The organism is Enterococcus sp. RTP21361st1_A6_RTP21361_211029 (assembly GCF_040910045.1).
GTDB classification, from domain to species: Bacteria; Bacillota; Bacilli; order Lactobacillales; family Enterococcaceae; genus Enterococcus_D; species Enterococcus_D gallinarum.
The window spans coordinates 1-14,466 of record NZ_JBDGBK010000013.1 but is presented as its reverse complement, the minus strand read 5'-3'; the positions used below and the strand labels follow the sequence as shown (position 1 = coordinate 14,466).

12 protein-coding genes and 7 tRNA genes are annotated in these 14,466 nt (G+C 40.9%); 1 reads left to right on the top strand and 18 read right to left on the bottom strand.

Annotated elements, in window-relative coordinates:
- Positions 1 to 69: 69 nt before the first annotated feature.
- From AB5Z52_RS03810 to arcA, 10 genes are all read right to left on the bottom strand, one after another.
- Positions 70 to 714: a V-type ATP synthase subunit D gene (locus tag AB5Z52_RS03810; protein ID WP_060814824.1), complete on the bottom strand. Its 645-nt coding sequence runs from the start codon at positions 712 to 714 to the stop codon at positions 70 to 72.
- Entirely contained in the window at positions 705 to 2,102 is a 1,398-nt protein-coding gene (locus tag AB5Z52_RS03805; RefSeq protein WP_021151278.1) for a V-type ATP synthase subunit B, read from the bottom strand. The genes AB5Z52_RS03810 and AB5Z52_RS03805 overlap by 10 nt, the downstream gene beginning before the upstream one ends.
- Positions 2,102 to 3,877 carry a V-type ATP synthase subunit A gene (locus AB5Z52_RS03800; RefSeq protein WP_029487034.1) on the bottom strand — a complete coding sequence of 592 codons (1,776 nt, stop codon included), beginning with the start codon at positions 3,875 to 3,877 and terminating at the stop codon, positions 2,102 to 2,104. Before AB5Z52_RS03800 ends, AB5Z52_RS03805 begins: the two co-directional genes overlap by 1 nt.
- 31 nt (positions 3,878 to 3,908) lie before the next feature.
- Positions 3,909 to 4,223 carry a V-type ATP synthase subunit F gene (locus AB5Z52_RS03795; protein ID WP_005472140.1) on the bottom strand — a complete coding sequence of 105 codons (315 nt, stop codon included), beginning with the start codon at positions 4,221 to 4,223 and terminating at the stop codon, positions 3,909 to 3,911.
- Complete coding sequence (locus AB5Z52_RS03790; RefSeq protein WP_288551457.1) at positions 4,216 to 5,217, bottom strand: V-type ATP synthase subunit C; 1,002 nt, start codon at positions 5,215 to 5,217, stop codon at positions 4,216 to 4,218. Before AB5Z52_RS03790 ends, AB5Z52_RS03795 begins: the two co-directional genes overlap by 8 nt.
- Positions 5,218 to 5,229: 12 nt before the next feature.
- Entirely contained in the window at positions 5,230 to 5,820 is a 591-nt protein-coding gene (locus AB5Z52_RS03785) for a V-type ATP synthase subunit E (RefSeq protein WP_005472136.1), read from the bottom strand.
- A gap of 13 nt (positions 5,821 to 5,833) precedes the next feature.
- On the bottom strand, positions 5,834 to 6,307 hold the full coding sequence (locus AB5Z52_RS03780; protein ID WP_003126765.1) for a V-type ATP synthase subunit K: 474 nt from the start codon (positions 6,305 to 6,307) through the stop codon (positions 5,834 to 5,836).
- The gene (locus tag AB5Z52_RS03775; RefSeq protein WP_288551456.1) at positions 6,291 to 8,285 is read right to left on the bottom strand and encodes a V-type ATP synthase subunit I; all 1,995 of its coding nucleotides are present in this window, start codon (positions 8,283 to 8,285) and stop codon (positions 6,291 to 6,293) included. Before AB5Z52_RS03775 ends, AB5Z52_RS03780 begins: the two co-directional genes overlap by 17 nt.
- Positions 8,286 to 8,435 (bottom strand): hypothetical protein, encoded by a 150-nt coding sequence (locus AB5Z52_RS03770; RefSeq protein ID WP_368243387.1) that lies wholly within the window; start codon positions 8,433 to 8,435, stop codon positions 8,286 to 8,288.
- A 531-nt stretch (positions 8,436 to 8,966) separates the two neighbouring features.
- On the bottom strand, positions 8,967 to 10,190 hold the full coding sequence (gene arcA / locus AB5Z52_RS03765) for an arginine deiminase (RefSeq protein WP_288551454.1): 1,224 nt from the start codon (positions 10,188 to 10,190) through the stop codon (positions 8,967 to 8,969).
- A 291-nt stretch (positions 10,191 to 10,481) separates the two neighbouring features.
- Between arcA and AB5Z52_RS03760 the strand changes: the two genes are divergently transcribed.
- Positions 10,482 to 12,485 carry a beta-galactosidase gene (locus AB5Z52_RS03760; RefSeq protein WP_368243389.1) on the top strand — a complete coding sequence of 668 codons (2,004 nt, stop codon included), beginning with the start codon at positions 10,482 to 10,484 and terminating at the stop codon, positions 12,483 to 12,485.
- Positions 12,486 to 12,763: 278 nt separating this feature from the next.
- Here the strand turns inward: AB5Z52_RS03760 and AB5Z52_RS03755 are convergent, their stop codons facing one another.
- The 8 genes from AB5Z52_RS03755 to AB5Z52_RS03720 form a co-directional block, all read right to left on the bottom strand.
- Positions 12,764 to 13,525, bottom strand: a complete 762-nt coding sequence (locus AB5Z52_RS03755; RefSeq protein ID WP_005472124.1) for a (S)-acetoin forming diacetyl reductase — start codon at positions 13,523 to 13,525, stop codon at positions 12,764 to 12,766.
- Between the two features lie 170 nt (positions 13,526 to 13,695).
- Positions 13,696 to 13,779, bottom strand: a tRNA-Leu gene (locus AB5Z52_RS03750).
- A 126-nt stretch (positions 13,780 to 13,905) separates the two neighbouring features.
- Positions 13,906 to 13,989: transfer RNA gene (locus AB5Z52_RS03745), tRNA-Leu, on the bottom strand.
- Between the two features lie 26 nt (positions 13,990 to 14,015).
- Positions 14,016 to 14,086 (bottom strand) — tRNA-Cys (locus AB5Z52_RS03740).
- Between the two features lie 39 nt (positions 14,087 to 14,125).
- Positions 14,126 to 14,197: transfer RNA gene (locus AB5Z52_RS03735), tRNA-Gln, on the bottom strand.
- Positions 14,198 to 14,207: 10 nt separating this feature from the next.
- A tRNA-His gene (locus AB5Z52_RS03730) sits at positions 14,208 to 14,280 on the bottom strand.
- A gap of 29 nt (positions 14,281 to 14,309) precedes the next feature.
- A tRNA-Trp gene (locus AB5Z52_RS03725) sits at positions 14,310 to 14,383 on the bottom strand.
- Between the two features lie 6 nt (positions 14,384 to 14,389).
- Positions 14,390 to 14,466: transfer RNA gene (locus tag AB5Z52_RS03720), tRNA-Tyr, on the bottom strand.

The following is a 14,466-nucleotide window of genomic DNA, read 5'->3' as shown; positions in this document are numbered from 1 at the left end:
ACTTCTCAACTTAAAAATCTTTCTGTTTATGGCAGAAAATAGTTGAAAAAAGGCAAATTCTCATTGCGTCTAGCGCGTGTCATTTTCGGCAATGATATCCGTCACTTTCATCAAACGTGTCAATGTTGCTCGTTCATCCTCTGCTAAGTTGCTCTCAATGTATTGGATGGTTTCTGTCAACTTCGGAATTGTCATGTATTCTAGTGCGTTGACCCGCCTACGAGTCCGTTCGATTTCATTTGCCATCAGCTGACAAGTTTTTTCAATTTCAGCTAATTGTAGCATGACTGGCAAAATCTGATCCAGATGGGACAGAGAAAGATCCAACTCACTTGTCGTACTAACAAAACCATATGAAAAATCATCATCCGAACTTTCTTCTTCATAAACAGGATTGAGTACCGGTACCTCCATGTTCATCACCGTGCGGCTTTGAACATCTAACGTCACTTTGTTCAAAGGAATCATAAAAGCTTCTTGCAAGATCACATCAGGAATACTACTAGATGCCAAAACATACTCTTCCATTCCAGCTTGTAACGCTGATTCCATTTGTTGGCGCAATTTTTGATTTTTTTTGACTAACTGAATGAATTGGCGAACCAACTCATCTTGTTTATCTTTCAATAACTTATGCCCCCGAGTTGCCGTCGTCAAGCGTTTGCGAAGCCGACTCAATTCCATCCGAGTCGGATTGACATTCATTATTGCCATGAAGGATTCACATCCTCCCCAGTAGGAAGATAGGCTTCAATAAATTCTTCTTTGATTCGGCTCAATTCTTGCTTCGGTAATGTAGCGAGCAATTTCCAGCCAATGTCCAATGTTTCTTCAATCGTTCGGTTGGTATCAAATCCCTGATTTACGTATTCTTTTTCAAAAAGATCCGCAAAACGAGCAAATTTCTTATCAATATCTGAAAGTGCGGATTCCCCTAATACGATCGACAGTTCTTTGGCAGCCTTCCCATCAGAATATGCCGCGTAGATTTGGTTCATCGTCGCCGCATGATCCCGCCGAGTCTTGCCTTCTCCGGTTCCTTTATCTTTCAGTCGGGACAAACTAGGTAGAATATCCACTGGCGGATTGATGTTTCTCTTGTAAAGATCACGGGAAAGGATAATCTGTCCCTCCGTGATATAGCCGGTTAGATCGGGTATTGGGTGGGTCTTATCTCCATCCGGCATCGTCAAGATCGGAATTTGAGTGACGGATCCTTCTTTATCCATCAAACGTCCTGCCCGTTCATAAAGAGTCGCTAAGTTGGTGTACAAATAACCAGGGTAACCGCGTCTGCCAGGAACTTCTCGGCGAGCAGCTGAAATTTCCCGCAGCGCTTCACAATAGTTTGTCATGTCGGTCATGATAACTAATACATGCATTCCTTTTTCAAAAGCTAAGTACTCGGCTGCTGTTAATGCCATTTTCGGTGTAGCAATCCGCTCAATGGCTGGATCATTGGCTAAGTTCATGAACAATACCGAGCGATCCAATGCACCGGTTTTGCGAAACTCTTCTACAAAGAATTCAGCTTCTTCGAAAGGAATGCCGATCGCCGCAAAAACGATGGCAAAGTTACCTTCTTGACTTGGCACAGTCGCTTGACGGGCGATCTGTGCTGCAATTTCCTTATGAGGCAATCCTGACGCAGAAAAGATCGGCAGTTTTTGACCACGGACCAACGTATTCAAGTGATCGATCGTTGAGATCCCCGTTTGAATGAACTCATCTGGAAAATCTCTGGCCATTGGATTGATGGCTTCACCATTGACGTCAATTCGTTTTTCTGGAATGATCTGCGGTCCATCATCTTTAGGCTTACCTAGTCCATCAAAGACACGCCCCATCATATCTGGCGATACACCAAGCGTTAAACCCGTTCCTAAAAAGCGGGCTTTACTCTCTTCTGCACTCAGGTTACTAGTGCCTTCAAAAATCTGTACAACGGCATAATCATCGCTGACTTCTAAAACCTGCCCTTGACGAACCTCGCCACTGTCCATTCGCACTTGGACAAGTTCGTCAAATTTGACGCTTTTGACATTTTCTACCACCATCAAAGGACCAGCGATTTCCGAGACTGTTCGATATTCTTTTAGCATTAATGAATTCCTCCAGTCTCTACGATTTTTTGTAATAATGCTTTCGTGTCCTGTTTGATTGCATCTAAACGTGTTAGTTCTTCTTCAGGAATATATTTACTGCGGGCAATCCGTTCTCGCAGATCGATGGTACCTTTGGTTATGTCATCCAGATACGCCCCTAGCTGCAAGGCCCGTTTTGCTTGTTCATCAAAATATAAAATATTTTCTAGCATTTTAAATTGCTTATTTCTTGACGTATAGGTGTCCACGTCATCAAAAGCATTCTGCTGCAGATAATCTTGACGTAAAGAACGAGCCGTCATCATCGTCAAACGATCTTTCTGTGAGAGAGAATCCATTCCCACTAGCTGAACGATCTCTTCTAAGCGGCTTTCTTCTTGCAAGATCGCCATTGCTTCATTGACCATCTCCGACCAGCGAGGTCCCATCAACTGATCTAAATAAGAATTGATTTGATCTTCATACAAAGAATAGGAGTTCAGCCAATTAATAGAAGGAAAATGCCGCTTTTGTGCCAACATACTGTCTAATGCCCAGAAAACTTTCACGATCCGCAACGTGTTTTGAGTAACTGGTTCTGAGATATCCCCTCCAGCTGGCGAAACAGCACCAATAGCTGTAATACTGCCCTCTCGAGGCTCCGATCCCAACGAACGGAACCGACCAGCACGCTCATAGTATTCCGCGATCCGGCTGCCTAAATAGGCTGGATATCCTTCATCTCCAGGAATTTCTTGTAAACGACCGCTCATTTCTCGTAATGCTTCGGCCCATCGTGAAGTCGAATCTGCCATGATCGCTACACTGTATCCCATATCCCGATAATATTCAGCAATAGTGATTCCTGTATAGATCGAAGCTTCACGAGCTGCAACTGGCATATTTGAAGTATTGGCAATCAAAACGGTTCGTTCCATGATCGATTCACCCGTGTGAGGATCGATCAATTCTGGAAATTCATTGATAACATCTTTCATTTCATTGCCGCGTTCGCCACAACCAACATACACAACGATGTCGACATCCGACCATTTCGCGATTTGATGCTGAACAACGGTTTTTCCTGCACCAAAAGGTCCCGGCACAGCTGCCGATCCACCTTTAGCTACCGGAAAGAAGGTATCGATCACCCGTTGACCAGTGACTAATGGTTCACCCGGATTTAACTTTGCTGCAGTCGGTCTAGGCTTACGGACAGGCCATTTTTGCATCATAGTCAAGCGTTGTTCGCCTTCTGCCGTTTCTAAAAGACAAATCGGTTCAGTAATAGCATAATTACCTACCATGATTTCCTTTACAGTGCCTTTCACACCTGGCGGAACCATCACTTTGTGTTCAATGGCTGTTGTTTCTTGAACAAGTCCTAGAATGTCTCCAGCTTGTACGTTGTCCCTTACTTTTACTTGCGGCATGAACGTCCATTTTTTTTGACGATTTAGCGGGTCAATGGTCACACCCCGTTCCAAAAAATCACTCTCTGTTTGATTCATAAAGGTATCTAATGGACGTTGAATACCATCAAACATTTCTGTCAACAAGCCAGGGGCTAATTCAACCGATAACGGAGCCCCTGTTGATTCAACGGGTTCGCCCGGTCCAATTCCTGCTGTTTCTTCATATACTTGGATCGACACGAGACCTTTCTTGATCTCGATGATTTCTCCAATCAAGCCTTTTTCACTGACTTTACAGATTTCATGGATCTTAGCTCCTGATAAACCTGAGGCCGTGACCAAGGGACCAGATACTTTTTCTATTGTGCCAAATGCCACATGCATTCCTCCTAGTTGCCGTACTTCTCTTTTAAGAATCTAATATATTCATTCCAACAGCTTTCTCGACATTCTGCTGGATCCGTGCCATTCCGATCCCTAGACTCCCTGTACTGCTGGGGATGGGGATGATGGCTGGCGTGGGTAGTTCTTCGTATTGTCGAATGATTGACTCCAACTGTTCAATCAATCGCTCGGTCAAGAAGATCACCCCATAGTCTTCTGCCATTTCCTGCAGCTGTTGTGCGGCTTCTTCAAGATCATCTACAGGATAGATATCGATTCCTAGACCTTTGAAGGGCAAAATTGAGTTTTTGCCACCCATCATTGCTATTTTTTTATTCATACGTATCACGCACCCGACTTCTTAATATCTCTTCCGGCACTTTATTGATTTTTCCAATCAAAATAATCCGTAAATTTTTACTTTCGATTTCTTTTGCATACAAGTAACCGATCATCGCAGCTGGACCGAATGGCACGATTTTTTGTTCTTTCAATTTTCCCATCAAAAAGTTATCTTTTCGCAGATCAAACGTATTAAGGGTCTTCTTCTCAAGCAGTTTTTCATAGCTGTGATTGATCAAATGTTTGTAAGGTGTATTTTGCAGATACTGGACAAAAGCTTCCAAAGACGTCGTGATTGCTTCCAACAGCTCTTTTGCAGGGAGAGTCCCATTATCTGCTAGAACAGCGCTGATAAAGCCTCGATGACGCTTCATGGCGTAACTACGTAGTGCTGTCGAAATATTAAAAATATCTACTTGCCGTTGAATGATTCCTTGTAAAAACGGATCATCATATCGCTTACCAATTGACCAAAGATGTTCCCAAAAATGATTGTCAAAAATGATATCTACGGATTGAATCTCATGATAATTTTCGATATAGGAAAATACTTCATCGATACAAGCAATCATTGGCTGCTCTGCGTGCGCACTTTTTCTTGTGTTGACCAAATCTTTCAATTCATTTAAAGGCATGGTTCCGATCGGTACCAAAAATTCAGAAAAGTCTTGTTTCATGAATTTAGCTTTTACTAACACCTTCAGATTTTGATAATCATAGCGAAGGGCAAAATAATCCACCACAGAACGATCAGGTGTTAGCTGATACAAGTTTTCATATACTCGTTTTAATTCTGCGGTCAATACTTGTTCAAAATCATGGACTCGATCTTCTTCATTGATAAAATCACCATAAACGGTTTCTCGCAAAAGAGCATAAACTTCTTCGGCACTGTTGGCAGAAAGCATACGTTCGTAACGGCTGCGACTGATCAATTCCGCTTCATAGGTTCGTATTCGTGTATTCAGCGTGTTGTATTTGATATCTTCCATTTTTACACCCGCTTACTGTTCAAAAATCAATTGCAGTAATGTATGACTCAACTCTTCTTTGCTGGCATCCAACAACGCATCAAACGTAAAGTTCAGCTCAATATCGCCTCGGCGCAGTAAAAATCCGCCTTTTCGCGGCAAAACTTGTTTTGCAACTGTTAGTCGACATTCAGGAATCGTTTGTTGAATCTCTTTCAATGAACCTTCTGTCAGCAGATGCGCACTTTTTTCTCCCAATACCAATTCAACTTCACCAAAAACCTGTGCTTCTTGTACTCCTTTTGTGACGAATGCTTGAAAATCAGCGGCTTCCATTTGGTTCAAGCGCTCAAGTGCCTCACTAAACAATTCTTCCAAAACGGATTGCTTCGCGGCAAGCACTTTATTGCGAGACTGAATGTGAATATCGGAAATCTGCAAATACATTTCTGCCCGTTTTTCTTTTTCAAATTGGGCCAAACGATCAGAAAGTTGTTCTTCTAGTTGAGAACGTTTGAGACGCTCCTGTTTTTCAATTTCTACTTGTGCATCATTAAGGACCAACTGATACTTCTTTTCAGCATCTGCTGTGATTTTTTCGGTTAATCGCGTAATATCAGACATCTTTCTCCCCCTCTTAATTTAAAACTAGCAAGAAGGAAATAACGAAACCTAAGATACAATACGTTTCCATCATCGCTACATAAATGATCCCTTTTGTTACGTGCTCCGGTTTCTTGGCTAAAATCTGCATAGCGGCACTTGCAGCACGTCCTTGCCATCTTCCGGCAACGATTGCTGTCAACGCAATAGGTAAAGAAGCGATAAATAGGTACATTCCTCTATCAAGGGAGATCGTTCCGCTCATTTGACCAAAAATCATGAATGATATAACGAAACCGTATAGTCCTTGGGTACTTGACAACAGTTCCAAGATCAAGGCCTGTCCAAATTTTTCTGGTTGCTCTGCAGTCAATCCTGCAGCGGCTTCACTGGTCATACCGACCCCGATCGTTGAACCGATCCCACCACAAATTGTCGCTGTAGCTACACCTAATGCGGCAAAAACCAACCCACCATTTTCATAAAAGAAACTAATCCAATTTTCCATTCTTTTCCTCCTGCATTTTCTCTTCTGAGATAACTTCTACGTATTTTTCATCGGTTTTGAAAGGTACAAATGCTCGTCCCCCACCGGTGAAAAATTTTCCGAAATATTCTAAATACTGTAAACGAATACCATGAACATACGCACTTAAATAGCTTAAAAAGATATTTAATGCATGCAGCGCCACAAAAAGCAAAATACCGACTGTGAAACGCGCAGCTATTGGTAAATAACTGATGATCAAATTGAATGCGGATGCGATACTGCCTCCTGCGACTCCTAATGCCATGAGTCGTGTGAAGCTGATCATATCCCCTACGTAATTCGTAACATCCATTAATCCATATAGTCCTGAGCCGATTTTACCAGCTAGTGTTTTGCCTTCTAAACTACCGCCAAATACAACTGCCCCTAAGCTAGCGATAATCATGATAAAACCAATGGTTTGTAAAGGCGAATCAGGCAACAGCAACATTCCTGCTGCCAATAGAACAACACTGATCAAAAAGACCATCCAAGATCCAGCCTGAAAAACAGCCTGTAGCTTCTGATCTTTTCGTTTCCAAAGGACATAAAACTTCAAAGCTAATCCAAACATGATTTGGATATATCCGAAAATGATCGACAAGACCAAAATCTGATTGACATCTTCTTGGGCTGATAACAATTGGAATGACAATTCAAAGCCAAAGAAATTACCATAAATCAAGCCCCAAATAATCGTGGGAATCGAACAAAGCTGAAACAGCGTCAAATTTTGTTCCAATCCTTTACTTAAATGAAAGAATTTTTTGCCCAAGAATGTTGCCAAAAACAGTAATAATCCATAGCCAAAATCTGCAACCATCATTCCAAATGCAACCATATAAAATGGCGCCATAAACGGTGTAGGATCTAATTCATCATACTGGGGCAAACTATACATCCGCACTAACCCTTCAAAGGGTTGTATCCACCGCGAATTATTCAACAAAATCGGAACATCCTCGATTTCTTGTTCTTTCACTTGTTGGTATTCAAGATAAAAAGCATCTTTGCTGGCCTGTTGGATCCTTTTCTCCAGTTCTGCTGCTTGCTCAACAGGGATCCAGCCTGAAATAGCTACGGCATGAGCCGAACGAAGCAACTTTTCATTACTCTGAGCTCGTTTGATCGCGCCATCTAAATACTCTGCTACGAGACGCAATTGTCCCTGCTCTTCGCTCATTGCACGTAAGGAGTGTTTGATTGATTTTTCTTCCTCAATCAATGCGTGGGATTTTTCTTTTACATGTTGCAGGTCATCTTTTGACAGACCTGAATAGGGATAGGTATACTGCTCGAATGCAGTCTTTTTTAAAAGGGAACTTACTTTATCTTTAACATCTTTATGGAAAAGAACGAATAAGTATGTAGTCGTTTGTGATTGATAAACTGTTTCAAAATAAACGAGTGGCAGTTTTTCGCAACCCTTTGTGAAAGCCGCAAATTCTGAATTTGGGAGCGAACCTAATAGGCCACCTGATTTTTTTAATTCATTCAAAATCTGAGGACGGTCTTCAAAGTATTTCCATCTATTCAGTTCTGCTTCTTGAGCCAAAAGCTCTCGTTTTTCTTGTTCGATCAATCGTAAACGTTTGTCTTGTTTTCGAAGTGTTTGACAAACTTCTTGCCAAGGATAAGTATGAGCGGCTTGCGCTAATTCGTGAAGTGTGTAGCGCTTGATTGGTTGCCGAAGTTTTTCCAGCATTCCTTTTTTTGGAACATATTCCTCTAATAATTGCAGGCCCCAATTTACTTGATCAAATTGGTTTTCTACTTCTTCAGTCTGTTTCTGTTCATCACGAACGGGTGTTAACACGCCTGTGGTTTCCTCTGACTCGTAATACATTTCAGAAGAAAGCAATTCGACACCTTGAAAGTCTTGTAACTGCTGTAAAACGGCATCTTTTTGTTCGTAAAAGGTTAACAGGCTGAATTTTTGCATTTTTGCAATCGCCATCTATGTCACAACCTTATTTATTATTATTGCCAATGCTTGTTCTCTCAACTCAGCTGAAATCGTGCGCAATGTCTCAACTTCCTCTTTTGTTTTTGTCACAAGGGGTTGTTTTGATTGCTCAAATTCCGTTGCAACTTTTTCTTCAATCATTCGTTGTGCTTCACGTTCTTTTTGTACCAATTCTTTCTGGAATGCTGAAATTCTTGTTTGACTTTCATGGATCAGTTGTTTTTTTTAGCTTCCGCTTTCGTGTTTTTTTGTTCTGCAAAGTCTTCTGCTTCTTGCAGCAAACGAATGGCATCTACAGACATTCTCTCACCTACTTTCTACTTTTTTTCGCGAAAAAAAACCATTACGAATCAAGCGATCGCTGTTCGTATGGTGTTAAAATTTAATAAGTGTCATCTACTCACACTTACCCGCGTCACTAATATAACCGTAACATATATTTTGTAGTATAACAAGGTTTCATCTGTTTTTTTACAATCATTACATATAAAATTTAAATTTTTTGCACAATTTCACGAAAAGTAATCCCTTTCATTATAATGGAGGTTTTTTAATCAAATAAAAAAAAGATGAAAGAAAAATGACTTCCTCTCATCTTTTTTAAACGTCCTAATTTGTGATGCCACCTGTTTTTTGCTGATAAAAAAACACTTAAATCAGCTAGTCATTCTATCAATCAGCTGTACGAATAAACGGCATGCTCATGCAGCGGGGACCGCCACGGCCCCTTACTAATTCACTACCTAGAATTTGATGTAATTTAATACCGGCCTCTGCTAAAAGTTGGTTCGTAATAGTATTCCGGTCATAGACGATCACTTCGCCAGGCGCGATGGCTAATGTGTTTGATCCATCGTTCCATTGCTCTCTGGCAGCTGCCGTGATATCGTCGCCGCCACAACGAATCAACTCGACTGCCGGCAAGTCCAAATAACGGCATAAAATGTGATCTAACGTATCTTTTTCTTCAACTACTTTGATTTCTTGTCCTTGCTTTGTAATAGAGAACAAGGTTAGTTCACCTTCTATTTCAGGGTGAATCGTAAACTTGTCTTTATCAATCATGGTAAAGACTGTGTCCAGATGCATAAATTTCCGTTCAGAACCAATATCAAATGCTAAAATATGTTCAAATGACGGTTCCATTGAAAAAATGTTTTCAGCAATTTTTTCGATAGAGTGCACTTCTGTACGCTGAGAAATACCGATCGCTAATACATGCTGGGACAAAACAAGCTGATCCCCACCTTCGATACGTGCAGGTTCTTCTCGATCATACAAGAAATTGACCGATGGCTTGGCGAACTGCGGATGGTGCTTGAAAATGTACTGTCCATAAAGCGTTTCTCTTCGACGAGTTTCGGAAAACATCCGGTTAAGAGAAATGCTATGTCCTATAATAGCAAACGGATCTCTTGTAAAATAAAGGTTTGGCATCGGATCAATAATAAATGGATAATCATTTTCCCGCATTGCTGAGAAACTTGCAGTCTTCGATATGGAAAGATCCTGTTTTTTTAACCCCGCCATCGTTTGATCAATAAACGCTCGTTCGTCTTTAATCGAAAGAAAATAGTCTCTGACTTCATTTAATACATCTTGATCTTGAATTTTCGTCTCTTGCAAATAATCATCCAAGAAAGCTTCCTTACATCCTGAAAGCTGTAATGTTTCAGCAGCCAGGTCTTCTAAATAAACCACTTCACAGCCATTCTCCACTAAAACTTTTGCAAAAAAATCATGTTCTTGTTGGGCTTGTGCCAAAAATGGAATATCGTCAAACAACAAGTCTTCTAAATAATCCGGCATCAAGTTTTCAAGTTCTGCACCAGGACGATGGAGCATCACCCGTTTTAACGGTTCAATTTCTGAAAATATTTGTATAGGTTTTGACATATCCAACCATTCCTTTCGCTCATTTCAAAATGCTGAAGATGTGCATAAATATAAAAGAACATCTAATAATAATACAGCTTCATTAAGAATTGAGTGTTATCAATTATATTTAATTGTAGGTTGAAAATAAAAAAACAGCAAGTAATATGGTTCTCGTGTATTGAGATCGGTTTGAACATTTTACAGATATTTGTATTATTTCATGCACCTTTTTGCCAACGCTTTCAGCTTTTACTTTTTTTGTTATGATTGAAACAAATATGTCTTACTACGAGAAAGGAAGTTTAACAGATGGTTGATCAAAAACAAATTTATTACGGCGCAGATTACAATCCTGAACAGTGGTCACAAGAAACGATAAAGGAAGACATGCGCTTAATGAGAGAAGTTGGAGTCAATTATGTCAGCATCAATATTTTTGGTTGGGTAAACATTCAACCAAATGAATCAACATTTGATTTCACTTTTTTGGATTGGCTGATGGATCTCCTTTATGAAAACAATATTGCTATCGATTTAGCCAATGGAACAGTTTCGCCCCCTGCATGGTTAGTCAAAAAATATCCTGAAATGATGCCGATGACCATTCATGGCAATCGGTTGGTACATGGTTCTCGCCAGCACTATTGCCCGACTTCACCGATTTATCGGGAATATGCCCGTCGGCTCAGTGAAGCTGTTGCCAAACGATACAGCCAACATCCGGGAGTTGTGATGTGGCATATCAATAATGAATATACTTGTCACATCCATGAATGTTATTGCCCAAACTGTCGTGCCAGTTTCCAAAATTGGCTAGAAAAAAAATACCAAACAATTGAAGCATTGAATACGGCTTGGTCAACAAAATTTTGGAGCCAAACCTATCAAGAATGGGATGAGATTTTCCTACCAGAAGAAATGCCGACTTTTAAGAATCCTTGTCAACAGCTTGATTATCGTCGCTTCATTTCTGATATGAATCTGGAAATTTATCAGATCGAGAAAAAGGCAATTCAAACATTCTCGTCAAACATCCCATTCATGACGAATTTGATGGGTCTTCATAAATATGTCGATGGCTTCAAATGGGCTTCTGAAATGGATGTCGTTAGCTGGAATGCCTATCCTAATCCGTTTGAATCTCTGCCCTATCCCCAATTCTTAGCCAATGATCTCATGCGAAGTTTAAAAAAGAAACCTTTTTTGATCATGGAACAAGCCCCAAGTGCGGTCAACTGGCGCCAAGTAAACGGCGTCAAAAAACCCGGTCAAATGCGCTTATGGAGTTATGAGGCACTTGCTCATGGCTCCGATGGCATGATGTTCTTTCAATGGCGCCAATCACAAGGAGGGGCAGAGAAATTCCATAGTGCAATAGTCCCTCATGGTGATCCACACACAAGTCGCACCTTTCGAGAATGTGCTGCTCTGGGAAATGAATTAAAACAGTTGAATGACATCGTTGGCAGCCGGTTTGTTGCCGATATTGCTATCGTATTTGATTGGGAAAATTGGTGGGCCCTTGAGCTAGATGCGAAGCCGAATACCAATATTCGCTATATTCACCAAATGAGGGCGTTATATGCCGCTCTAAGAGCGTTGAACATTGCTGTTGATTTCATTCATCCATCTGAATCACTAGACGGCTATCCCCTTGTGATTGCGTATAATTTGTACTCTGCATCAGAAGAATTCGGCAATAAAGTCAAAGAATTTGTAGCAAATGGTGGAACATTCTTGACAAATTTCTTCAGCGGAATCGTCAACGAAAACGATCAAGTCTATCTTGGCGGCTATCCAGGACTTTTTAAAGAGGTATTAGGGATCATAGTTGAAGAATTTCAGCCTTTAAAACCGGAAATCCAGCAACAAGTGCATTTTAAAAATAAATTTTATGAAAATCGTCAGTGGGAAGAAGTGATCCACTTACAAGGTGCTACCCCACTGGCTACCTTCACGAGTGATTTCCTTAAAGATTCACCAGCTATCACTAAACATCGGTTTGGCAAAGGACTGGCTTATTATTTAGGAACCGAGTTAGACCAAGAAGGGTTGACCGACTTATTGAACGACATTTTTAGTGATGCAAAACTAAAAAAAGTTGCTGAGAGGTATTTGCAAGAAAACAGCGAGTTGTCTGTCACTGTTCGACAAGGACCAACCCATATCTTCTTATTCCTACTTAATCATACAAACGATTCACAACAAGTACAATTTCTATCGGAAGGTACAGCATTATTATCAAAAAGAAAAGTTTGTGAACTCACCCTCGCCCCCATGGAAGTTGAAATCATCAAATTTGCCAAGGGCTAAAGAATTGCTTTATCTTTTGTTCTATTCTTTGTGATAACTCCATTCTCAGACTTTTTCGATCGTTCCTTCGTATACAGATGAATGACCCGATTAGAATCTATCTAATCGGGTCATTCATTCGATGATTTGCATGAAACAGCAAATTACATAACTACTATCATTTAGTTTTTCTTACAGTAACAATTGAACAAGAAAATGCCACTATTTTGGTGAGTTTCAATCAACTGAAAACCTGCGGGACTATCCGAACGCCCAATCCTAGATCAACAACTTATTGATTACTGGAACTGCATTCCGCCATCCACAATGATTGTTTGTCCAGTTATATAGTTGGCATCATCACTGGCTAAAAATGAAACAACTGCCGAAACATCTTCGGGTTCAGATAAACGTTTCAATGCGATATCTTTACTAAAAGTTTGCATCCCCCATTCATCATCTTTACCAGCATTAGCACCTACTTGATGCGCAATATCCATCATCATCGGTGTTTTAACAATACCTGGTGCATAAGCATTTACAGTAATACCATAGTCAGCTAAATCTCGCGCAGCGATTTGGGTCATACCACGAACAGCGAACTTTGAGCTACTGTACAACATGAGATTAGGATTACCCACAACACCTGCCTGTGAACAAGCATTGATGATTTTTCCACCATGATTCAACTTTTGAAATGCTTCAGAAGCCGCTTGTGTTCCCCATAATACGCCCCCGGCATTCACGGAATAAACTTTTTCAAACTGTTCTGGAGTAATAGACTCTATCGGTGTAGTCGGTGCTACCCCAGCATTATTTACAATCACTGATAAGTCACCATAGACATCTATTACTTTATCAACTGCTGAAAAAATCTCATCCCGTTTCGAAACATCTGCTTTGATAGCAATCGCATGTTCACCAAGCTCTTTCGCTGCCGCTCTTACAGAGTTTTCATTGTAATCCACCATTGCCACGTCAAAGCCATCTTTGTACAAACGCTTAGCTATGGCAAAGCCAATACCTTGACCAGCACCGGTAACTAATGCAACTTTTTTCATTCATTCTCAGCTAGTGAAAATAAATACGCATTCTAGTAAATTTTCTAAAACAGTAATTCGCAACACTTTTTCTTTTTGCTGATAAAGATCAATCCTTTCAAAATTTAAGAAAGCACACATTTAAATAAAAAAAGCATCAACGTATTCCTTACGTTGATGCTTCATTGTTATACCGACGGCCGGGGTCGAACCGGCACGTCCTTGCGGACACCAGATTTTGAGTCTGGCGCGTCTGCCAATTCCGCCACGTCGGCATGATTGCAGATCACTCAAGTACTTACTAAATTTTAACAGCTTTTTTTATCCAACCAGTTGATCTTCAACCAATATTAGGATAAAAATCGATACATCAATCGTACGAACGAATGATGTACCGATAATACCGACGGCCGGGGTCGAACCGGCACGCCCTCGCGGGCACTGGATTTTGAGTCCAGCGCGTCTGCCAATTCCGCCACGTCGGCATAACGCAAATATTAGTATCGTACTAAGGCGGTAACCGGATTTGAACCGGTGATGAAGGTTTTGCAGACCTCTGCCTTACCACTTGGCTATACCGCCATTATACTATTTCTGCAATTTACAAAAATGTAAATCGAACTGGGGTAGCTGGATTCGAACCAACGCATGACGGAGTCAAAGTCCGTTGCCTTACCGCTTGGCTATACCCCAAAAATGAAAGGGCGAGTGATGGGAATCGAACCCACGAATGCCGGAGCCACAATCCGGTGCGTTAACCACTTCGCCACACCCGCCGTGATAAGAAAACTTTTTAAAATAATAATGGCAGGGGCAGCAGGAATTGAACCCACACTAACGGTTTTGGAGACCGCTGTTCTACCTTTAAACTATGCCCCTATAAAATGGAGGAGAGTGGATTCGAACCACTGAACCCGAAGGAACGGATTTACAGTCCGTCGCGTTTAGCCACTTCGCTACTC